We start from the raw sequence: 21,234 nt of genomic DNA on the forward strand, positions 1-21,234 counted from the left end.
TGACGGGTCTGCCCGGGCCCGGCCTGCGCAGCACGCGCGCCCACCAATGCCATTCGGGATTCAACCTGATGCGTCGTGCGACGCTGCGCGGCCATCCGCGTCACTCCGCCGGAAGTCGCGGCGCCGCCGCGACCCGCACATGCCAGCGGCGCCGTCAGGCAGGGCAAATCCCGGACCTGTCGCTCAGCTGCCCAGAATCACCTGAACGTAATTCGTCGTCTCGCGGTAGGGGGGCACATCGCCGTGGCGGTCCACCGCGCCGGGGCCGGCGTTATAGGCGGCCAGTGCCAGCCGCCATGTGCCATAGCGGTCATACATCATCCGCAGATAGCGCGCCCCGCCGTCAAGGTTCTGATGCGGATCCTCGATGCTGACCCGCAAGAGCCGCGCGGTATCCGGCATCAGCTGCGCCAGCCCCACCGCGCCCTTGTGAGAGACCGCCTGCGGGTTCCAGCCGCTTTCCTGCTGCACAAGCCGCAGGAACAGATCCTCGGGCACGCCATGCCGGCGCGCCGCGTCGCGCGCCACGACAAGATATTCGCCGCGATAGCTGCCGGCATAGGCGGGGATGCCGCTCTCCTGCCGCTGCGATGGCGGCTGCAGGCGCACCGAATTGTTGTATTGCTGGGCGCCCCGCGTATCGAGAAGCCGCGTCGCCGCCGAAAACGAGCCCGACTGTGCCTTGGACGAGGCCGAAAAAAGCAGCGTTTCCGAGGTTGCCGGGCTTGCGCAAAGCGCCATGATCCCGGCGGACCAAAGCCAGTTCCGCATGTTCCTGTCCCCCTTGTTCCGGCGGCACTATAGCCATTCCGCCGGCTGATTCCAGCATCTCGCGCGCGGCGCAGCCGCCGGCCACGGGCCCGGCGGCGGTTTTATGCTTTTCACCGGCGGGCGCGGATGCTGTAACGGAGGGCAGGACACATCAGATTCGAAGGGAGCGGCGGATGGCGGGCTCGGTCAACAAGGTGATCATCGTGGGCAACCTGGGGCGCGACCCCGAGGTGCGGAGCTTCCCCAACGGCGGCAAGGTCTGCAACCTGCGCATCGCCACCTCGGAAACCTGGCGCGACAAGGCCACGGGCGAACGGCGCGAGCGCACGGAATGGCATTCGGTCGCGATCTTTTCCGAGCCGCTGGCGAAGATCGCAGAACAATACCTGCGCAAGGGCTCCAAGGTCTATATCGAGGGCCAGCTGGAAACCCGCAAATGGCAGGACCAGAGCGGCGCCGACCGCTACACCACCGAAGTGGTGCTGCGCCCCTATCGCGGCGAGCTGACCCTGCTTGACGGGCGCGGCGAAGGCGGCGGTGCGGGCGGTGGCTATGACAGCGGCCCCGGCTATGACAGCGGTCCGTCGGGGGGCGGTTACGGCGGTGGCCAGGGCGGCTATGGCGGCGGTCAGGGCGGCGGCCGCCCGAACCTCGACGACGAGATCCCGTTCTGATTCGACGCCCCTCCGGGGGCGTCTGCATTGAAAGGATAAGCGATGTCCTGGTCGTTCCCCATCGGGCGGTTCCTTGGCTCGGAACTGCGGGTCCATGCCACCTTCTTCCTGTTGCTGGTCTGGATCGGGGCCGTGGCCTGGCTGGATGGCGGCGCGGCGGCGGCGGTCACCAACATCGCCTTCATCGCGGCGCTGTTCGCCTGTGTCGTTGCACATGAATATGGCCATGCGCTGATGGCGCGGCGTTTCGGGATTGCCACACCCGACATCACGCTGCTGCCGATCGGCGGCATGGCCCGGCTGGAACGGATGCCCGAACGGCCCGGGCAGGAAATCGCCGTGGCGCTTGCCGGCCCGGCGGTGAACGTCGTGATCTGGGCGGTGCTGGTTCTGGTTCTGGGGGCCGAGACGCGGATGCAGACCTTCGAGGAGATCGAGAACCCGGCGCGCGGCTTTCTGGCGCGGCTTGCGGCGGTCAACCTGTTCCTGGTGCTGTTCAACCTGCTTCCGGCCTTCCCGATGGATGGCGGGCGGGTGTTCCGGGCGCTTCTGTCCTATCGGCTGGACCGGGTGCGGGCAACGCGGATCGCGGCCGCCGGCGGGCAGGTTCTGGCGTTTGTCTTCGGCTTTCTGGGCCTGACCTCCGGCAATCCGCTGCTGGTGCTGATCGGGGTCTTCGTCTTCATCGCCGCCTCGGCCGAAAGCGCGGATGTGGCGATGCGGGCTGCGGCACGGCAATTCATGGCCCGCGATGCGATGATCACCACCTATGAACATCTGGACGAAGGCGACACGATGCAGGCCGCGGCGCAGGCGCTGATCCGCACCACCCAGCACGAATTTCCGGTGCTGGCTGCGAACGGGAGCCTTGCCGGGTTCCTCACCCGCCAGGCGCTGTTCCGCGCCCTGGCCGAGGATCAGCGCATGGCGCCGATCGCGCCGATCCTGCAGCGCGACATTCCCCGCATCGCCCTGACCGCCCCGCTGGAAGAGGCAATCCAGGCGTTGCAGGCCGGCGCTCCCGCCGTTGCCGTGACCAGCCGCGATGGCACCCTGGTGGGCTATGTGACCACCGAGAACATCGGCGAGCTGATGGTGGTCCGCAACAGGGGCTGAGGCGGGCCGGTCCGGGCCTGATCCGGCAGCAGCCGTGGCGCGCGGTTCGGATGGCTTGACCCGGCCAAGACAGAGCAGCCACCACCGCACAGCTTCGGTCCACGGCCGCGGCTGGGCCGTCGGACCGGCCGACCGGGACCCGGGCACCCTCCCCGGCACAGAGAGCGGCTGCGGTCCTGTTCCTTGCCCAGAGGCAGGACCGGCGGCAGTCGCTGCGCGGTCCGTTCGCCCATCCCGGCCCGTCGGGCGCGGGCGCGGCGCGCCGCGGCTCTCGAAAACACGCCGCAGGCCCGTCCGGTCCGGACGAGCGGCCGGACCGGGCGGGAATGGCCACCGCCCCAGGCCGGGCGTTGCACGTCCTGCGCCCTGCGCAACCCCCTGCAACAGCCGCGGTCCACCCGGTCAGCGGGCTTCCAGCGCCTCGGACAGAACGTTGCGCACGATGGCCGTATCGACGCCATCCGCGACGAAGGCCTTGCCGATGCCGCGCGCCAGGATGAAGCGCAGCCTGCCGTCCTGCACCTTCTTGTCCTGTGCCATGAGCTGCAGAAGCCCCTCTGCGTCCGGCAGATCGCCGGGGATATCGGCCAGCGTGGCCTTCATGCCCATGGCGGCAAGATGCGCGCGCAGCCGCCCCGGTTCCTCCTGCGGGCACAGGCCCAGCTTCTGGCTCAGATCAAAGGCCAGCGCGCAACCGATCGCGACGCCCTCGCCATGCAGAAGCCGGTCGGAATAGCCCGTCGCGGCCTCGAGCGCGTGGCAGAAGGTGTGCCCCAGGTTGAGAAGCGCGCGCTCGCCCTCCTCGGTTTCATCGCGCGACACGATGCCGGCCTTCATCTCGACCGAGCGGCGCACCGCATGCTGGCGCAGGCCCATGTCGCCCCGCGCCATCGCCGGGCCGTTCGCCTCGAGCCAGTCGAAGAAATCGGCATCGCCCAGAAGGCCGTATTTCACCACCTCGCCATAGCCGGCAAGGAAATCGCGCGGTGGCAGGGTTGCCAGAACCCCGATATCGGCCAGAACAAGCGCCGGCTGATGGAAAGCGCCGATCAGGTTCTTGCCCTGGGCGGTGTTGATCCCGGTCTTGCCGCCGACGGAACTGTCCACCTGCGCAAGAAGGCTGGTCGGGATCTGCACGAAGCGCACGCCGCGCCGCAGGACCGCCGCGGCAAAGCCCACGAGATCGCCGATCACCCCGCCCCCCAGCGCGATCACGATATCGCGCCGCTCGACCTGTTGTGCCAGCAGCCATTCCGAGGTGCGGGCGAACTCGGCCCAGCATTTGGTCGCCTCGCCCGCCGGAAGGGTCAGCGCGGCGCTGGCGATGCCCCGCGCCTCGAGCGCGGCGCGCAACACGTCCAGATGCAGGGCACCGACATGCACATCGGTGACAATCGCCGCCCGCGGGCGCCGCAGCAGGGGCGCGACCTGCGCCCCGGCATCGGCCAGAAGCCCCTGCCCGATCCGCACCTCGTAGGATCTTTCGCCCAGCGGAACATGGACCACATCCATCGCTTACCTCTTTTCCAGAACATCGGGCCGGGCCCGCAGCGCCTCGATCACCTCGCCGGCCATCCGCTCGACCGAATAATCTCCGCGCGATTCCACGCTGAGTTCCGCCAGCGCGTAGATCGGCGCGCGGGCCTCGTAGATCCCGGCCAGCGTTTCGCGCGGATTGGGCGTGCGCAGCAGGGGGCGCGTCGCCTTGTGCCGCACGCGCTGCCAAAGAAGGTCAAGATCGGCGCGCAGCCAGACCGCAACGCCCCGTTCGGCGATCGCCGCGCGATTGGCTTCCGCCAGAAAGGCGCCGCCGCCGGTGGACAGCACGCAGGGCCGCCCGCGCAACAGCCGGTCAAGCACCTGGCTTTCCTTGGCACGAAAGAAGGCCTCGCCATCGCGGGCAAATATCTCGGCGATGGTCATGTTGGCGGCTTTCTCGATCTCTTCGTCCGAATCGAGGAAAGGCACCGACAGAAGCCGCGCAAGCTGCGTTCCGACCGCAGTCTTGCCCGCCCCCATCATGCCCACCAGCACAACCGTCTTTTTCAACCGCCATGCCACGCCGGTCAGTTCCCGTCATTTTGTCTGGCCCCTGAATGGCGTGATCTGTAGACAAATGCCATATATAATCCGCACGATCCGACCGGCACCGCCCGGGCGGCTGTGGTAACGAACAAGAAACCGACAAATGGGGCCGAGGGCATGGGGCGACTTCTGAAACTGGTGCTGTTTCTGGCTGTGGTGGGCTTTCTTGGCCTTGTGGCCTATGCCTATCTGGGCGACATGCGCCCGACGCAGTCCGAAGTGACACGGCCGGTGAGCCTGAATGTCGATTAGGCGCGGGGTTCTGCCCTTCGTGGCGTTGGGGGCCTTGCTGGCGCCTCTGCCGGCCCTTGCGCAGGAGGCGCCGCTGTCGGCAATCGACTGGCTGTCCGAATCGGTCGCGTCTCCGCCGCCGCAACCCGTCACGCCCCGCGCCGAAGAACCCGCCATCACCGACAGCGCCCTGCCCGAAGAAATCAGCACCCGCCCCATCGACGGGCCCAGCCGGGATGCGACGGGGCTTCTGGCGCCGTCGGTCACCGGCCTGCCGCGCAAGCTCTGGGGGGAAACCTCGACCGATGAGCTGATCGCGCTGATCCGCGCCCAGCGTCCGGGCGGGCTGCCTGCGGTGCAGGACCTTCTGTATACCCTTCTGATGGCGGAAGTTGATCCGCCGGCCGACAGCGATCACAGCGGGCGGTTGTTCCTTGCCCGCGTCGACAAGCTGCTGGAATTCGGCGCGCTGGATCCGGCCATGTCGCTGCTGGAACTGGCCGGGCAGGACGAACCCGAAACCTTCCGCCGCTTCTTCGACGTGGCGCTTCTGATGGGGGATGAAGACCGCGCCTGCGACACCATGCGCGCCACACCGGAAATCGCCCCCACCTTTCAGGCCCGGATCTTCTGCCTTGCCCGGGGCGGAGACTGGAACGCCGCCGCGCTGAGCCTGCGCACCGGCCATGCCCTTGGCCAGATCAGTGCCGAGGACGAGGCGCTTCTGGCCCGCTTTCTTGACCCCGAGCTGTTCGAGGGGGAACCTGATCTGGTCCCGCCCTCGCGCCCGACGCCGCTTGTCTGGCGCATGTTCGAGGCTTTGGGCGAACCCATCCCGACGCAGACGTTGCCGGTGGCCTTTGCCCAGGCCGATCTGCGGGCCAACACCGGCTGGAAATCGCAGATCGAGGCCGCCGAGCGTCTGGCGCGGCTGGGGGCGATTTCCCCGAACCGGCTTCTGGGGCTTTATACCGAACGGGTTCCGGCGGCCTCGGGCGGGGTCTGGGACCGGGTGCGCGCGGTGCAGCGGCTGGATCAGGCCCTGAACCGCGAGGATGCGCCCGACGTGCTGGCCCAGGCGGTTCAGACCGCCTGGGAGGTGATGGGCGATGCCGAGCTTGAGGTCATTCTGGGCCAGCTTTATGGCGAGGCGCTGATGACGCGCGATCTGCCCGGCCCGGCGGGGGCCACCGCCTACCGGCTGGCGCTTCTGTCGCCGGCCTATGAAGAGGCCGCGACCCGCCGCGATCCGACCCAGGGCGAAGAGCGTTTTCTGGCGGGCATCGCGCGCGGCGCGCTGGATGGCGCCAGCATGCCCGGATCGATGGCGGCGGCGATCCGCACCGGGTTGGGGGCCGAGGCGCCGCCCGCCGATGTTGCGGCGCTGATCGAGGGCAACCGTATCGGCGAGGCGCTGCTGCGCGCCGCGCGCGGGCTCAACGAAGCCGCTTCGGGCGATCCGCGCAGCGCGGCCGACGGACTTGCGGCGCTGAGGCATCTGGGGCTCGAGGACGTGGCGCGGCGCGCGGCGCTGCAGCTCATGATCCTTGAACGGCGGGGCTGAGGTGGACCGCTGGATCTCGGCCTTTCTGGAAGCACAGGCGGCGGAACTTGATGCCGCGCGCAACACCCGCCTGGCCTATGGCCGCGATCTGCGCGATTTCGCCACCTGGGCCGCAGGGCGCGGGCTTGACTTCGAGACCGTGCAGCGCAGCGATGTCGAGGCCTATCTGATCCATTGCGACGCACAGGGCCTGTCGCGCGCCACGCGGGCGCGGCGGCTGTCGGCCATCCGGCAACTGTTCCGCTTTGCCTATGAGGAAGGCTGGCGCAGCGACAACCCGGCGTTGCAGATCAAGGGGCCGGGCAAGGCGCGCAGCCTGCCGAAGACCCTGAGCGTGGAAGATGTGGAACGGCTGTTGCAGGCGGCGCGCGAAACCGGACGCAGCCCGTCGGACCGGCTGCGCAACACCTGCCTGATGGAGCTTCTCTATGCTACCGGGATGCGGGTGAGCGAACTGGTCAGCCTGCCGGTTGCCGCCGCCCGTGGCGATCCGCGCATGCTGCTGGTGCGGGGCAAGGGCGGCAAGGAACGGATGGTGCCCCTGTCGCCGCCCGCGCGCAGGGCACTGATCGACTGGCTTGCGCAACGCGATGCCGATGAGGACCGCGCCCGCGCCAAGGGGCATACGGCCTCGCGTTACCTGTTCCCGTCGCGCGGGGCCGAGGGTCATCTGACCCGGCACCGCTTCTACACCCTCATCAAGGAGCTGTGCGTGCAGGCCGGGATTTCGCCCGCGAGCGTCACGCCGCATACGCTGCGCCACGCCTTTGCGACGCATCTTCTGGCCAATGGCGCCGACCTGCGCGTGATCCAGATGCTGCTGGGCCATGCCGATCTTGCCACGACCGAGATCTACACTCACGTCGTCGAGGACCGGCTGCGCGATCTGGTCCTGCAGCACCACCCGCTTGCCCGCAGCCCCGAGCGGCCTTGATCGCAGGCCGCAGGCGCCCCATAAGCATGAGGGCGCAACCAAGGATGAACGCCCTCATGGACGATGGTTCCAGTCTGTTCGACGCCGCCTTCTGGATTACGGCCGCGGCAATCTTTCTTCTGCTCCTGTTCTCGGCCTTCTTCTCGGGCTCGGAAACGGCGCTGACCGCATCCTCGCGCGGCAAGCTGCGCGCCCAGGCCGACAAGGGATCGACCGGGGCGCAGATCGCGCTTCGGATCACCGAGGACAACGAACGCCTGATCGGTTCGGTGCTGCTGGGCAACAACCTCGTCAACATCCTTGCCACCTCGCTGACCACGGCGCTGTTCACGCGGATGCTGGGCGAAGGCGGCGTGGCGCTGGCGACGCTGGTGATGACGCTGCTGGTCCTGATCTTCGCCGAAGTGCTGCCCAAGACCTATGCGATCACCAATCCCGAAACCGCCTCGGCGCGCGTGGCGCCCCTGATCCGCGTGACGATCCTGGTCTTTGCGCCGGTGGTCTCGGCGGTGCGGCTGCTGGTGCGGGGGCTTCTGTGGCTGTTCGGCGTCAAGACCGATCCGAACAGCCAGATCCTGTCGCTGCGCGATGAAATCGCGGGGGCAATTGCGCTGGGGCATTCCGAAGGCTCGGTGCACAAGGAGGATCGCGACCGCCTGCTGGGCGCGCTTGACCTGTCGGACCGCACGGTCGAGGAAATCATGCGCCACCGCAGCCAGATCGAGATGATCGACATCGACAGCTCGCCCGAGGCGATCATCACCCAGTCGCTTGCCTCGCCCCACACCCGCCTGCCCGCCTACAAGGGCGAGCGCGAGAATATCGTCGGCGTGATCCATGCCAAGGACCTGCTGCGTGAAGTGGACCGCCTGCTGCGCGGCGCGAACGGGCGGCTGCGGGCGATCGGCGACCTCAAGGTGATGAACATCGCCCGCAAGCCCTATTTCGTGCCGGAAACCACGCCGCTTGACGAACAGATGCGCCAGTTTCTGCGGCGCCGGGCGCATTTCGCGCTGGTGGTCGATGAATACGGCGCGCTGCGCGGGCTCATCACGCTTGAAGATATCCTCGAGGAGATCGTGGGCGAGATTACCGACGAATTCGATCAGGACGAAGGCGCGCCGCTCAAGCGGACCGAGGCCGGGGATTACCTGGTCGATGGCGCCATGACGATCCGTGACCTGAACCGTGCAATGGACTGGAACCTGCCGGATGAAGAGGCCAATACCGTCGCGGGCCTCGTGATCCACGAGGCGCAGATGATCCCGAACGAGGGGCAGGTGTTTTCATTCCACGGCTTCCGCTTCGAAATCGCGGCGCGGCAGGAGAACCGGGTCACCATGCTCAAGGTCCGCCCGGCAGGGGCCGTTGGCGGCGCCGCAGCAGCCATCCCCCCGAAGGGCTGAGGCGGCCGGCAAGGCACAGCAACACCGGCAACAGCCCGGCCGGGAATGTCTTCCGTCACCCGCCTGTGCACCCGGGCTTGCGCCGCTCCGGGCGATCCGGTCCCGATACAGTCCGGGATCGGCACGGGCGGCTTCGGGTTCCACCACGGCCACTGCCCGCCGCCCGAGCCTGGTCCCGCCGGCGGCCCCGACCCTCGGCGCAGTGGCGGGGGCGGCGTGATCGGCCGCAGTCGCTAGCGATATGTTAACCTGTTGCCGGCAGGATCGATCCGTCGAAGCGATAGATCCCGCTTCGACTTACTTCCTCCCTGTTGGACTGGCCGCGCCCCAGGGCGCGGCCCTTTTCGCGGGCCTGACGGCTGCACCCCCTTCCCCTGCGTCCGAGGCAGCCAGACCTGTTGACGAGCCGTCACGCCGCTGAGGATGCAGAGAGTGCCCAGCCTGTCTTGCAGCGCGGATCCGGGATCCCGTCGTCCCCCTTGGCCGCATCCGGTGCGGCCGTCCCGCTGCGCGGGTCTTGCCGTCCGGCGCAGCACGTGATCGCGCCTCGCGCGGCGCATCTGCGCGCCCGCCTGCGGCCGGGCCCGCACCGGCTTGCGCGGGATCGTGCCGAAAAATCCGTTGACGCGTTTGTCATAACTTCGTAGCGTTTTCTTCAATGATGTAAGTCGGCCCGTCCGACAGGGAGCGCACAGCAAAAAGGGCCTTTGCGGGCCCTTTTTCATTCGGCAGCCGCGTGTCCTGCCCGGTCGGCCGCGCGCGAGGCCCGCCCGATGCCCTGCCCGTTGCCCCAGCCCCGCGTTTTGCCCCTGACAGGCGCGTCCCCGCGTGATAGAGCGGGGCCAGAGTCTTTAACCCGATGGAAACTGGAATGTCCGACATGAGGAAATCCCTTGCTCTGGCCACGGCCATGCTCTGCGCCGTTGCGATGCCGCTGAGCGCGCAAGAGACGAACGAGGCACCGGCAGAAGAAACCCAGGCACCGGTCGTCGGCGATGGCGCCACCGGTTCGGCGACGGATCTGTCGCTGGGCGAGGTCGTGGGCGAAGACGGGTTGGGCGAGGCCTATACCGCCGAAACCTTCGGCGACTGGGAAATGCGCTGCATCCGCACCCCCGACGATCAGGATCCCTGCCAGCTTTACCAGCTTCTGGATGATGCCGAGGGCAATTCCGTGGCCGAGATCAGCCTGTTCGCCCTGCCCGCAGGACAGCAGGCCGCGGCGGGTGCCACCATCGTCACGCCGCTGGAAACGCTGCTCACGCAGCAGATCACCATTCAGGTGGATGGCGCGCAGGCCAAACGTTACCCCTTCACCTGGTGCAGCCCGATCGGCTGCGTGGCCCGGGTGGGCTTTACCCAGGCCGAGATCGATGCCTTCAAGCGCGGCAACCGCGCAACGATGACGATCGTGCCGGTGGCCGCCCCCGATCAGCAGGTGGCGCTTGACGTGTCGCTGGCAGGCTTCACCGCAGGCTATGACGCGGTGGCCGCAAGCAACGCCGCCCTGCCGGAATAACCGGCCCCCGGCCCGCGCGCCGTCCCGTCGGGGCGGCGCGCTCAGACCGCGCGCAGGGCCAGAACCGCGTTCAGCCCGCCAAAGGCGAAAGCGTTGGACAGGACCGCCGTCACCTTCGCCTCGCGCGCCGTGTTCGGCACCACATCCAGCGCGCATTCGGGATCGGGCTCTTCATAGCCGATCGTGGGCGCAATGATGCCCTCGCGCAGTGCCATGATGCAGGCCAGAAGCTCGACCGCGCCGGTGCCCCCGATCAGATGCCCGTGCATGGATTTGGTCGAGGAGATCATCAGCGCATCGGCATGATGACCGAAGGCATGGGCGACGGCCGCGCATTCCGTCTTGTCATTCGCCGCTGTCCCCGTGCCATGGGCGTTGATATAGCCCACATCCTCGGGGTTGAGCCGCGCATCGCGCAGCGCGCCGGTGATGGCCCGTTCGGCCCCCTGCGCCGAGGGCATCACGATGTCGCCGGCATCCGAGGTCATGGCAAAGCCCACAACTTCGGCCAGAATCTCGGCGCCGCGGGCGCGGGCATGATCATAGTCCTCGAAGACGAAGATCGCCGCACCCTCGCCCTGCACCATGCCGTTGCGATTGGCGCTGAAGGGCCGGCAGGCGTCGCGCGACATGACGCGCAGCCCCTCCCAGGCCTTGACGCCGCCAAAGCACAGCATCGCCTCGGACCCGCCGGTCAGCATCACCTTGCACATGCCGCCCCGGATCATGTGAAAGGCCTGGCCCATGGCGTGATTGGAAGATGCGCAGGCCGTTGCCACGGTGAAGCTGGGGCCCTTGAGATTGAACTCCATGCTCAGGTGGCTCGCGGCCGCATTGTTCATCAGCTTGGGCACCACGAAGGGATGGACGCGGTTCTTGCCCTCTTCATAGACGGTGCGGTAATTCTCGTCCCAGGTGTTCACACCGCCGCCGGCCGTGCCCAGCACCACCCCGGTGTCATAGGACAGCGGATCATCAAAGCTCAGCCCCGATTGCGCCACCGCCTGCTGGGCGGCCAACACGGTGAACTGGGTGAACTTGTCGAACAGCGCGATCTGCTGGCGGTTGAAATGGACCTCGGGGTCCCAGCCGTGCACTTGGCCGCCGATCCGCACCGACAGACGTTCCACATCGCGGAACACCAGCTCGGAAATTCCGCAGCGCCCCTCGCGGAAGGCCCGAAGCGTGCCGGGAACGTCATGCGCCAGCGCGTTGATCGTGCCCGCGCCCGTGATGACGACGCGCTTCATTGCGCCTTCCCGGCCACCAGACCCTCTACCGCACGGACGATGGCCGCGACCGAGGAGATGTCGAAATCGCTTTGCGACGGCTCATTCGCGTTGAAGGGCACCGAAATGTCGAAGGCTTCCTCGATCGCGAAGATGCTTTCCACAAGCCCGAGGCTGTCGATGCCCAGATCCTCGAGCGTCGAGTCCATCTTCACATCCGCCACGTCCAGCACGGCCTGTTCGGCGATGATGGCGATCACTCGGTCCTGAACGCTTTCCATGACGCAACTCCTGCTTGGGTCCGGTCAGTCGCCGGCACGCTTGAACACCGCTTTCTGCAACTCGGCCACCTGGGCGAACAGCCGCGGCAGGCGGCGGACGGCCTTGTTGATTTCCATCTGCGTTTCCATCTTCACCGCCGGCGAGCCCAGAAGAACCCGCCCCGCCGGCGCATTGGTGAAGATCTTGGTCGCCCCGCCCGCGATCACGTCATCGCCGATGAAGATGTTGTCGCTGACGCCCACCTGCCCGCCCAGCACGACACGGTTGCCGATGCGGACCGAGCCGGCCACGCCGACCAGCCCGCACATGAGGCAATGATCGCCCACCTGGGAATTGTGGCCGATCTGCACGAGGTTGTCGATCTTGGTGCCGTTTCCGACCGTCGTGTCGCGGATCGTGCCGCGATCAATGGTGGAATTCGCGCCGATTTCGACATCATCGCCGATGCGGACGGCGCCAAGGCTGTGAATCCGCGTCCAGCTTTGCGCCTCCTGCGCCGCGCGGGCGCCAAGGGTCTCGCGGATCTGCTCCACCCCGGATTTTTCGGGTGTCACGAAGGAAAAGCCGTCGCCCCCGATCGCGGCACCGGGCTGGGCGATGAAGCGGTCGCCGATCCGCACCCGGGCGCCGATGCGGGCGCCCTGCATCAGCAGCGCATCCGCGCCGATCTGCGCGCCTTCCGCGATGCTCACATGGCTGGCGATCCGGGCGCGCGGCCCGATCACCGCGCCGGCGCCGATCGCGACGAAGGGGCCGATGGCCGCACCTTCCCCGATACGGGCGCTGGGATCGATCACCGTCATGGGATGGATGCCCGGCGCGATATCGGGGCCGGGATCCATCAGCCGCGTGAGGCCGGACATGGCATAGCGCGGGCGCGGCACGAAAATCGCAGCCTCAAGCCCCATCGCCTGCCAGTCGGCCCCTTCCCACAGGATCGCCGCCCTTGCTGCACCGCGGGTCAGGCCCTCGCCATATTTCGGATCCATCGCGAGCGCGAGCGCGCCGGCATCCGCGTCATCCGGCTCGGCAGCCCGGTCGATCCGCAGGGCGCCATTGCCCTCGACCCGGGCGCCAAGCGCCGTGGCGATGTCCTGAACCGTGAACTTCATGCGCGCCCTCTCCGGTTGCAGGGACAAGCGGCCGTCCCCGCGCCCGGTTTATCCCTGAACGCCGCCCAAGACTACCCCAGCCTGCGTGAGTGCCTCGAAAATTCGCGCGTCGCGGCCATAGATGTCCCGACGAAAGGTGATGGCCCCGTCGGGACCGACGAAGGCGGTGCGATAATCGAGATGGATCGGCACCGGGCGTTCCAGCGGCACCGTGGTTTCCCGCCCCGTCGCGAGGATCCGCGCGAAATAGGCCTCGGGATCCGCCACCTGCCCGGCCAGAAGCGCATAGGCGAAGGCATGGGGATCATTCAGGCGGATGCAGCCGTTCGAGAAGGCGCGCATATCCCGCCCGAACAGGTTTTTCTGAGGGGTATCATGCAGATAGATCGCATACTTGTTGGGGAACATGAACTTCACCGTTCCCAGCGCATTCTGTGGCCCCGGTGCCTGGCGCATGTGAAAGGGGAAGTTGCGCGCGCTGAACTGGGTGAAGTCGATCGCCCCGCGCGGGATCTCGCGCCCGCTGGCATCCACCACCTGCAGATGCCCCACCGCATAGGGATCACGCTGCAGGGCCGGAAGATAGTCGCGTCCGATGATCGAGCGCGGGATGGACCAGCTCGGGTTGATGACCATATAGGTCATCTGGTCCGAGAATTCGGGCGTGCGCCGTTCGCGGGTATCGCTCCCGATGACCGAGCGCGTCTCGAAGGTGATCTGCCCGTCCTCGACGATCTGCGTGGTGAAGTCGGCCAGATTGACCCAGACGTGGCGCGCTTCGCGCGGGCCAAGCCAACGCTCCCGCTCCATCGCCGCGATGACCGATTGCAGCCGCGCCTCGGGGCTGGTGTTGATCGCGTCCAGCGTGGCCTCGCCCACCACCCCGTCGGCAACAAGACCGTGGGCGGCCTGAAAGCTGCGGACGGCCTCGGTCAGCACGGCGTCGAACCCCGACCCCGTCGCTTCGGCAAGGACTCCCATCGCGGCAAGCCGGTCGCGCAGGGCCAGAACCGCGGGGCCGTCGTCGCCGGGACGCAGCGTCGCGCCGGCGGGCACTGCCGGCCCCCATCCGGTGCCGATCACCCGCTGCTCCAACCGCAGCTTTTCGCGCATCAGCGCCGCATATTCCGGCGTCTGCGGCGGCAGTTCCCGCAGGAACCGCGGGCCCTCGCGCTCCAGTCCGTGCAGAAGTGCCAGCGGATCGGGGCGCGTGACCTCGCGCACGATGCCCGCATCGAGCCGCCCGGGCTCCAGCACCCCCGAGGACACGTCGCGCGCCCAGGCAAGAAAGGCGCGGCTCATCCGCACCTCGAGCACGCCCAGATCACGATCGCTGCGCAGATCACGGAAAGCCGCCGAAAGCCCTTCGGCATCATACCGGACGGCGGGCAATCCATGGGCCTGAACCTGTTCCAGCGCCGCGAAGAAGGCGCGCCGCAGTTCGGCGGCGTCCGGGGCCATCCACAGCGGCGCCTGATCGCGCGCGGCATAGAACCGGGCCAGAGCTTCGGACTCGACGGCAGAATCGTTCAGCGATTCCATCAACGCCCCGCGGAAAGCGCCGCTTGGCACCGGCGGCGCGGCGACCGCAGCGGGAATGCCAAGCCCAAGACTCGCCCCAAGGACGATCAATGCAACTGCGCGGGTGGGGGCGGAGCGGAATGCCATCCGGATGCCGAAGCCTTTCACAACTGTGTCAGCTGCGCTTGTGCGGGATCTGCTGTTTTGCGTCCATTCACAACTTTGCAAGAGACTCCAGAGACCTGCAATTTTCGTGTCCTTTCCGCAACAGTTCCTGCCCCACCCGCTCTCGGCAGGAAGGCACGTTCATATTCGGGCCATTTCGGCAGATTTTTGCCGACAAAGGTTAACGCCCCGTGCAGCCCGGACTCGGCTGTTGGGAAAACGGGCGGCCTGTGGCATAAGTTCCTCGAACAAGGTAACGACCATATAAACAAACCGCGACAACGGCGGTGATGTGCAAAATAGCGGGACAGGCGTTCAGGCATGACAGTGACTTCGGAAAAGGGGCTTTCAAGGCGTGCCCTTCTTGGCATCTTTGCGGCAACGACAGTGGCTGCGGCCCCTACCTATGCAAATGCGTTCGGAATTCTGCGCAGTGCGGGCGATTTTCGCCGCATCCGCATGTATTCCGGACGCACCGGGGAAAGCATCGATACGATCTACTGGATCGATGGCAACTATATCCCCGAGGCGCTTGGCGAAATCACGCATTTCATGCGCGACTGGCGGTCGAATGCCACGCGCAACTTCGACCCGCGCGCGGTCGATATCATGGCTGCAGCGCATCGCATGATGGAGGTGAACGAGCCCTACACGATGCTGTCGGGTTACCGCTCGCCCCAGACCAACGCGATGCTGCGCTCGCAGTCGCGCGGTGTGGCGCAGAACTCGCTGCACATGTCGGCCCAGGCGGCAGACCTGCGGCTGAAATCCCGCAGCGTGGCCCAGATGTATCGCGCGGCCCAGGCCTGCAACGCCGGTGGCGTCGGGCGGTATTCGCGCTCGAACTTCGTGCATATGGATTGCGGTCCGGTGCGCCACTGGGGCGCCTGAAGTCCCGTCGAACAGAATGCGCGAAAAGCCCCACCGCCTGCGGTGGGGTTTTTCGTATGTGAAGAGCGTGAGCGCGCAAGGCCCCGGACGACGGGCATGACATGGCCCACGCGGACCTGCGCCCTGACCCGCAGCAGGAAGGCAGAACGGGCCGATCGCTTGGCATGAGGCGCCCGTGACTTCCCGGTCGCGGCGCCCGGCGCTGGCCCCGTCTTGCTCCGCTGTGGCTTCGGCCGGGCCGGGGGCCCGGCCGGAAAGCCTTGGGTCCGTCGTCTGCCGGTCGCACCAGCAGTTTGCCTTCCTTCCGGCGCGCGTTGCGATCCGGCCATAGGGGCGGTGAAGCCGGGCGTCACAAGAACGGTCCGCCGGGTCTTGCGCCACCTCCCGGCGGGCAGCTCTCGCTGCACCCGGATCAAGCCTGCCCGCCGCTCTGGCGTCACACGGCCGGCGGGAGTGCTCGGGCGTTCCGGTCCTGTTGCGCGGGTCCAGCCAACGCCACTCGCGGATCGGCGGCCCTGCCCCAACCGAAGATGGGATGGCTTCGAAAGCGGCCGGTCACCCGTTCCGTTCCCCATCGGGCCAGCGCGGGGTGTGAGATCAAGATATCCTTGCACCCCTGCGGGCGCCGGGCCGGTGCACAGACACCAACGCCCCGGAAGGCAGGGCAGGCCTCACGCGAAGCTTCAGGATTTCGCCCACCGGCTGATCCCTCGGCGGGCTCTGGCGCTGCGCGTGCATTGGCAAGGTTCGGAGCGAAAGCCGATCAAGCTGCCGCGTTTCCATCAACAGATGCCGAGGCACGAGACCGGCTGCTGATCGGGGTCGAGGCTGGGCCTGCGGGGGCGCCGGAGTTCCCCCGCAAACCCGGCGAGTGCCCGGAACCTGATCCGGCGCTTACGGATGATCCTCATCCGCCGGCTGCTGCCGCCGACCGCGAAAGCCGGTTGCGACCACGAATTTCTCGGAACTGTCCGAGCGGCTTGCCGGCGGCTTCACATTGGCCACCTTCTCGAAATTCTGCTTGAGGATGGTTTGCAGGCTGTTCTCCGCGCCGCCCGCCAGCACCTTGGCCACGAAGGTTCCGCCGTCCTCGAGCACGTCAAAGGCAAACTCGGCCGCCGCTTCGCACAGGGCGACGATCCGCAGGTGGTCGGTCTGCTTGTGTCCGCTGGAGGCAGCGGCCATGTCCGACATCACCACATCGGCGCGCCCGCCCAGCCAGTCCTTCACCTGCTGATCGGCGCCCTCCGCGAGGAAGTCCAACTGGTGGATCTCGGCTCCGGCAAGCGGTTCGACGGGCTGAAGATCGACGCCCAGCACGCGGCCGATCTTCTTGCCCGGCCGCTCTCCCAACGCATTCACCCGCGCCACCGCCACCTGGCACCAGCCCCCGGGGGCGCAGCCCAGATCGACCACCCGCGCGCCAGGCACGAGGAAGCCGAAGCGGTCATCCAGCTCCAGGATCTTGAACGCCGCGCGGCCGCGATAGCCCTCGCGTTTCGCGCGCTGCACATAGGGGTCGTTCAGCTGCCGTTCGAGCCAGAGGGTCGAGCTGAGCTTGCGCCCCCGCGCCGTCTTGACCCGCACCCGCAGATCGCGTTGCCCGCGACCCGAGGTATTGCCCGTGCCGCCCGATTTTCCGCCACTTTTCGTCATTTCAGAACGGCCCGTCCTCGAGAACTCCATCGGCGCACATCTGCGCGTAAAGCAAGCCCTCGCGCAACCCCCGGTCCGCCACCGAAAGCCGGTCGGTCGGCCAGATTCGCATCAGCGCCTGCAGAATCGCCGCCCCCGACATGATCAGCGTGTGCCGGTCGCGCCCGATCCGGGGATCGCTGCGCCGCCCTTCCGGCCCCAGCACCAGATATTCGCGGATCACCCGGTCGATCTGGTCGCTGGTCATCCGCAGCCCGTCAACCTTGTTGCGATCATAGCGCCGCAGGTTCAGATACGAGGCCGCAACCGTGGTCACCGTGCCCGAGGTGCCGATGATCTGAAAGCCCTCGCGCGCCTGCTGATGGCTGTAGGGCGAGAAATCGGCGAGGTTCTCCTCGAAGAACCAGCTCATCAGCGCGAAGCGTGCCGCGTCATCCTCGACATCCTGAAACTGGTCCTTCAGCGTCGCCACCCCCAGCGGCACGCTGATCCAGTCCACGACCTTGGCGGCGGGAAAGGGGCTTTCGGGCGGATGGAACCCGGCGTGCAACCGCATGATCGCGCGCGGCCGTTCATGGCGCGGCACCGAGGAGAGATCGATCCAGACCAGCTCGGTCGAGCCGCCGCCGATATCCACCACCAGAAGCTGTTCGGTGCGCACCGACACCAGCGGCGCGCAGGAAACAACCGCCAGCCGCGCCTCTTCCTCGGGCTGGATCACATCCAGCGCAAGGCCGGTTTCGCGCCGCACCTGGCGCAGGAAGTCGCGGGCGTTGCGCGCACGGCGGCAGGCCTCGGTCGCGACCAGCCGCATGCGCTTGACATTGTGCTGTTCGATCTTGCGCTGGCAGATCCGCAAGGCCTGGATCGTGCGCGACATCGAGGCCCGCGACAACCTGCCGGTTGCCTCGAGCCCGGCGCCAAGCTGCACCGTCTTGGAAAAACTGTCGACCACATGAAACTGGTTGCCCTTGGGCTGGGCAATCAGCATGCGGCAACTGTTCGTGCCCAGATCCAGCGCGGCGTAAAGCTCGGCCGGATCGGGTTTTGGGGCGCCGGGCGGCTCGACCGGTTTGGGAAACGCGCCCGCACCCCGGGGACGCCTGGGCGTCATCTCGTCGCCCTCCATTCGCTGTTGGATCAAGCCTATCGCCAGCCCCCGGCCGACGCAAGCAAAGACGGGGCCGGGCCGCCCTCGCGCTGTCTTGGCCAGCTGCACCCGAAGGCACCCGATGCCATCATCGGCCCCGCGCGATGCAGAGCCCCCGCGCGGGCGAGCCCGGGGCTTGACCGGCCCGAAGATGCAATGCCCGGGTTCGGCTTGCAGCGCGCTGCCTCGCGGCCTATCACCAGTGAACCCGCGCCCGAGGAGATCCATATGCGCCAGCCCCCCAGCCTGTCTGTCGTGGCCGATATCGGCGGCACCAATACCCGCGTCGCCCTGGCCGAGGGCCCTGCGCTGCGGCCCGACTCGATCCGCCGGTTCCGCAACGCCGATCATCCGGGGCTGGAGCCGATCCTGCGGGCCTATCTGGACACGATGGGGATCGAGGCCTGTGCCGGCGCCTGCGTTGCCGTGGCCGGACCCGTGCGCGACGGCGTGGCGCGGATGACGAACCTTGACTGGGAAATGACCGAGCGTTCCATCGCCGCGGCAACGGGGGCCGCGCGGGTGGCCATTCTCAACGACCTGCAGGCGCAGGGCCACGCCCTGGACCATCTTGGCCGTGAAAGCCTGCTTCCCGTCCTGCCCGGCCGGCCCGCGCCCGCCGGGGCGGCCCGGCTTGTGGTGGGGCTTGGCACCGGCTTCAATGCCGCGCCGGTGCATTGCACGCCCTCCGGCCTGGTCGTCGCACCATCCGAATGTGGTCATGTGACCCTTCCGACCCGCTCGGCTGCCGAACTGCGCCTGGCGCGCCATATCGAGGCCCAGCACGGATTCGCTGCGGTCGAGGATGTGCTGTCGGGACGGGGCCTGGCCGGACTGCACGCCTGGCACAGCCACAACGGCGCGGATCTCGGCCCCGCCGAGGTGATGCAGGCGATCGCAGCGCAGGATCCCCTTGCCACCGAGGCCGGGCGGCTGTTCGTCGGGCTGCTGGGCCGCGTCATGGGCGATCTTGCGCTGATCCACCTGCCCTTCGGAGGTGTCTTCCTGATCGGCGGGGTGGCGCGGGCCTTCGGCCCCTGGCTGGAGCCTTTCGGCTTTGGCGAAGCGTTCCACGACAAGGGCCGCTTTTCGGATTTCCTCGGGAATTTTCCGGTGGCGCTGGTCACGGATGACTATGCGGCCCTGCAAGGTTGCGCCGGCCATCTGGCTGCCCGGTAGCCGGAGGCTTCCGAGCCAGACCCTTCCGCCGCAGACCCCGGGTGCCCGGGCCGGGTTCGTCGGTGCAGCATCTTGGCGCCGAGGGGCGGACGGGTCATGCCCCCAGGGCGCTGCGCACGGGCCCGGCGCGCGAAAGGGTTCCTCAGGCGACGGTTCCCGCCCTCCGGCCCCGGAAACAGGGACCAGCGGCCTGTCCTTCGGCGGATTGCCGCCGCGGAAACAAATTCGTGAACAATTCCGGCACTGGCGCGTTCTTCCGCCACAAGCCGCACGGATGGGCCGCGCGGCACCCCGGAAATGGAGAGTCCGATGACCCGCAGCCTGAAACTCGTCGCCCCCGGTCTTGCCGTCCTTCTGCTGGTTGCCGCCTGTGGCGAAACCCGCACCCAGCGTGCCGCGACCGGCGCCCTCGGCGGCGCAGCCGCCGGCCAGATCATCGCGGGCGAGCCGCTTGCCGGCGCCGCGATCGGAGGTGTGGGCGGCGCGCTTATCCCCTGACGCCGCCAAAAGGAAACGGGGGCCGGCATTGGTGCCCGCCCCCGTTTCGCATTCCCCGAGAACGCGATCAGCGCTCCACGCTCACGCGGGCCATGTAATCCGGATCATCCACCGCGCCATTCGCACGGCTGTTGCCCTTCTTGATCGCATCGACCGCATCCATCCCCTCGATCACCTGCCCGACCACCGTGTACTGGCCGTTCAGATGCGAGGCCGGCGCGAACATGATGAAGAACTGGCTGTTGGCCGAGTTCGGGTTCTGCGACCGGGCCATGCCGACGGTGCCGCGTTCAAACGGCAGGCGCGAGAATTCGGCCGGAAGGTCAGGCAGATCCGACCCGCCCATGCCTGCCCGCCGCGTGTCGCTGCCCTGCCGGCCGTATTGCACATCGCCGGTCTGTGCCATGAACCCGTCGATCACCCGGTGGAACACGACGCCATCATAGGCGCCCTGCTCGGCCAGCATGGTCAGACGTTCGGCATGGGCGGGGGCCAGATCCTCGCGCAGGTCGATCACGATCCGGCCCGAGGCGCTTCCGCCCAGCTCGATCACCAGATTGGGGCCAGGCCCGTCCTGTACCTGCGCATCGGCCGCGCCGCCGCTCTGGATCAGCGCGAAACCCCCCAGCACGGCAAGCCCGAGGCCGAACAGACCGCCGGCGATTACCCGATCATGCATCGGCAGCCACCTTGACGCTGATCATCCGGTCGGGCTCGGCAGGCGGCTCGCCCCGCGCGATCTTGTCCACATGCTCCATCCCCGAGATCACCCGGCCATAGACGGTATACTGACCGTTGAGGAAATGGTTGTCCTTGAAGTTGATGAAGAACTGGCTGTTGGCGGAATTCGGGTTCGAGGAACGGGCGGCGCCCAGCGTGCCGCGGTCATGCGGAATGCGCGAGAATTCAGCCGGAAGATCAGGCAGATCCGATCCGCCGGTGCCGGCGCGGCGCAGGTTGAAATCGCGTTCGGCATTGCCGTTCGCCACATCGCCCGTCTGGGCCATGAAGCCCTCGATCACGCGGTGAAAGACCACGTTGTCATAGGCGCCGGCGCGGGCAAGCTCCTTCATGCGCGCGGCGTGTTGCGGCGCAATGTCTGCCAGAAGTTCGATCAGCACCGGGCCGTCCTTCAGCTCGATGATGATGGTGTTTTCGGGATCCTTGATCTCGGCCATGGCCAGTCCTTCCGTGATGGTATGCCTGCAACCTAGTCGCTGCGGCGGGCAAGGAAAAGGCCAAAGCCCGGGT

At 67.6% G+C, this 21,234-nt stretch carries 21 protein-coding genes; 10 read left to right on the forward strand and 11 right to left on the reverse strand.

Features of this window, described 5'->3' with window-relative positions:
- Positions 1-183 precede the first annotated feature (183 nt).
- Positions 184-771, reverse strand: a complete 588-nt coding sequence (locus tag ACFQXB_RS12220; protein WP_377403987.1) for a lytic transglycosylase domain-containing protein — start codon at positions 769-771, stop codon at positions 184-186.
- 173 nt (positions 772-944) lie between these two features.
- Here ACFQXB_RS12220 and ssb point away from each other — a divergent pair, with 173 nt between their 5' ends.
- Together ssb and ACFQXB_RS12230 are read left to right on the forward strand one after the other, a co-directional pair.
- Entirely contained in the window at positions 945-1,445 is a 501-nt protein-coding gene (ssb, locus tag ACFQXB_RS12225; RefSeq protein ID WP_377403990.1) for a single-stranded DNA-binding protein, read from the forward strand.
- Positions 1,446-1,487: 42 nt separating this feature from the next.
- Positions 1,488-2,561, forward strand: a complete 1,074-nt coding sequence (locus ACFQXB_RS12230; RefSeq protein WP_377403993.1) for a site-2 protease family protein — start codon at positions 1,488-1,490, stop codon at positions 2,559-2,561.
- Positions 2,562-2,963: 402 nt separating this feature from the next.
- Here the strand turns inward: ACFQXB_RS12230 and aroB are convergent, their stop codons facing one another.
- Positions 2,964-4,073, reverse strand: a complete 1,110-nt coding sequence (gene aroB, locus ACFQXB_RS12235) for a 3-dehydroquinate synthase (RefSeq protein ID WP_377403996.1) — start codon at positions 4,071-4,073, stop codon at positions 2,964-2,966.
- Between the two features lie 3 nt (positions 4,074-4,076).
- On the reverse strand, positions 4,077-4,622 hold the full coding sequence (locus ACFQXB_RS12240) for a shikimate kinase (RefSeq protein WP_377403999.1): 546 nt from the start codon (positions 4,620-4,622) through the stop codon (positions 4,077-4,079).
- Positions 4,623-4,763: 141 nt separating this feature from the next.
- On the opposite strand from ACFQXB_RS12240, the gene ACFQXB_RS12245 reads away from it, so the two are divergent.
- The 5 genes from ACFQXB_RS12245 (at position 4,764) to ACFQXB_RS12265 (ending at position 10,300) form a co-directional block, all read left to right on the forward strand.
- Positions 4,764-4,898 (forward strand): hypothetical protein, encoded by a 135-nt coding sequence (locus tag ACFQXB_RS12245; protein ID WP_377404002.1) that lies wholly within the window; start codon positions 4,764-4,766, stop codon positions 4,896-4,898.
- Positions 4,888-6,441, forward strand: a complete 1,554-nt coding sequence (locus ACFQXB_RS12250; RefSeq protein ID WP_377404005.1) for a hypothetical protein — start codon at positions 4,888-4,890, stop codon at positions 6,439-6,441. The genes ACFQXB_RS12245 and ACFQXB_RS12250 overlap by 11 nt, the downstream gene beginning before the upstream one ends.
- A gap of 1 nt (position 6,442) precedes the next feature.
- Positions 6,443-7,375 (forward strand): site-specific tyrosine recombinase XerD, encoded by a 933-nt coding sequence (locus tag ACFQXB_RS12255; RefSeq protein WP_377404008.1) that lies wholly within the window; start codon positions 6,443-6,445, stop codon positions 7,373-7,375.
- 56 nt (positions 7,376-7,431) lie between these two features.
- The gene (locus ACFQXB_RS12260) at positions 7,432-8,781 is read left to right on the forward strand and encodes an HlyC/CorC family transporter (protein ID WP_377404011.1); all 1,350 of its coding nucleotides are present in this window, start codon (positions 7,432-7,434) and stop codon (positions 8,779-8,781) included.
- Between the two features lie 871 nt (positions 8,782-9,652).
- Positions 9,653-10,300 carry an invasion associated locus B family protein gene (locus ACFQXB_RS12265; RefSeq protein ID WP_377404014.1) on the forward strand — a complete coding sequence of 216 codons (648 nt, stop codon included), beginning with the start codon at positions 9,653-9,655 and terminating at the stop codon, positions 10,298-10,300.
- Between the two features lie 41 nt (positions 10,301-10,341).
- Here ACFQXB_RS12265 and ACFQXB_RS12270 read toward each other — a convergent pair whose 3' ends face one another.
- From ACFQXB_RS12270 to ACFQXB_RS12285, 4 genes are read right to left on the reverse strand one after another with little or no spacing between them, the layout of a single operon-like run.
- Positions 10,342-11,550, reverse strand: coding sequence for a beta-ketoacyl-[acyl-carrier-protein] synthase family protein (locus ACFQXB_RS12270; RefSeq protein WP_377404018.1), 1,209 nt, complete (start codon positions 11,548-11,550; stop codon positions 10,342-10,344).
- A complete protein-coding gene (locus ACFQXB_RS12275; RefSeq protein ID WP_377404022.1) occupies positions 11,547-11,810 on the reverse strand; it encodes an acyl carrier protein in 264 nt (87 codons plus the stop codon). The genes ACFQXB_RS12270 and ACFQXB_RS12275 overlap by 4 nt, the downstream gene beginning before the upstream one ends.
- A gap of 24 nt (positions 11,811-11,834) precedes the next feature.
- Positions 11,835-12,923: a UDP-3-O-(3-hydroxymyristoyl)glucosamine N-acyltransferase gene (lpxD, locus tag ACFQXB_RS12280; RefSeq protein WP_377404025.1), complete on the reverse strand. Its 1,089-nt coding sequence runs from the start codon at positions 12,921-12,923 to the stop codon at positions 11,835-11,837.
- Between the two features lie 48 nt (positions 12,924-12,971).
- Positions 12,972-14,591 carry a L,D-transpeptidase family protein gene (locus ACFQXB_RS12285; protein WP_377404028.1) on the reverse strand — a complete coding sequence of 540 codons (1,620 nt, stop codon included), beginning with the start codon at positions 14,589-14,591 and terminating at the stop codon, positions 12,972-12,974.
- Positions 14,592-14,930: 339 nt separating this feature from the next.
- Between ACFQXB_RS12285 and ACFQXB_RS12290 the strand changes: the two genes are divergently transcribed.
- The gene (locus ACFQXB_RS12290) at positions 14,931-15,500 is read left to right on the forward strand and encodes a YcbK family protein (RefSeq protein WP_377404031.1); all 570 of its coding nucleotides are present in this window, start codon (positions 14,931-14,933) and stop codon (positions 15,498-15,500) included.
- A gap of 894 nt (positions 15,501-16,394) precedes the next feature.
- Here the strand turns inward: ACFQXB_RS12290 and ACFQXB_RS12295 are convergent.
- Positions 16,395-17,156, reverse strand: a complete 762-nt coding sequence (locus ACFQXB_RS12295; RefSeq protein WP_377404034.1) for an RlmE family RNA methyltransferase — start codon at positions 17,154-17,156, stop codon at positions 16,395-16,397.
- Between the two features lies 1 nt (position 17,157).
- Positions 17,158-18,270 (reverse strand): Ppx/GppA phosphatase family protein, encoded by a 1,113-nt coding sequence (locus ACFQXB_RS12300; protein WP_377404037.1) that lies wholly within the window; start codon positions 18,268-18,270, stop codon positions 17,158-17,160.
- Between the two features lie 264 nt (positions 18,271-18,534).
- On the opposite strand from ACFQXB_RS12300, the gene ACFQXB_RS12305 reads away from it, so the two are divergent.
- Positions 18,535-19,485, forward strand: a complete 951-nt coding sequence (locus ACFQXB_RS12305) for a glucokinase (RefSeq protein ID WP_377404040.1) — start codon at positions 18,535-18,537, stop codon at positions 19,483-19,485.
- 309 nt (positions 19,486-19,794) lie between these two features.
- Positions 19,795-19,983: a hypothetical protein gene (locus ACFQXB_RS12310; protein WP_377404043.1), complete on the forward strand. Its 189-nt coding sequence runs from the start codon at positions 19,795-19,797 to the stop codon at positions 19,981-19,983.
- 67 nt (positions 19,984-20,050) lie between these two features.
- On the opposite strand, the gene ACFQXB_RS12315 is transcribed toward ACFQXB_RS12310, so the two are convergent.
- Together ACFQXB_RS12315 and ACFQXB_RS12320 are read right to left on the reverse strand one after the other, a co-directional pair.
- Entirely contained in the window at positions 20,051-20,662 is a 612-nt protein-coding gene (locus ACFQXB_RS12315) for a peptidylprolyl isomerase (RefSeq protein WP_377404046.1), read from the reverse strand.
- The gene (locus ACFQXB_RS12320) at positions 20,655-21,161 is read right to left on the reverse strand and encodes a peptidylprolyl isomerase (RefSeq protein ID WP_377404049.1); all 507 of its coding nucleotides are present in this window, start codon (positions 21,159-21,161) and stop codon (positions 20,655-20,657) included. Before ACFQXB_RS12320 ends, ACFQXB_RS12315 begins: the two co-directional genes overlap by 8 nt.
- Positions 21,162-21,234: the final 73 nt, after the last annotated feature.

Origin of the sequence: Halodurantibacterium daqingense, from assembly GCF_042666235.1 — a bacterium.
Classification (GTDB): domain Bacteria; phylum Pseudomonadota; class Alphaproteobacteria; order Rhodobacterales; family Rhodobacteraceae; genus Halodurantibacterium; species Halodurantibacterium daqingensis.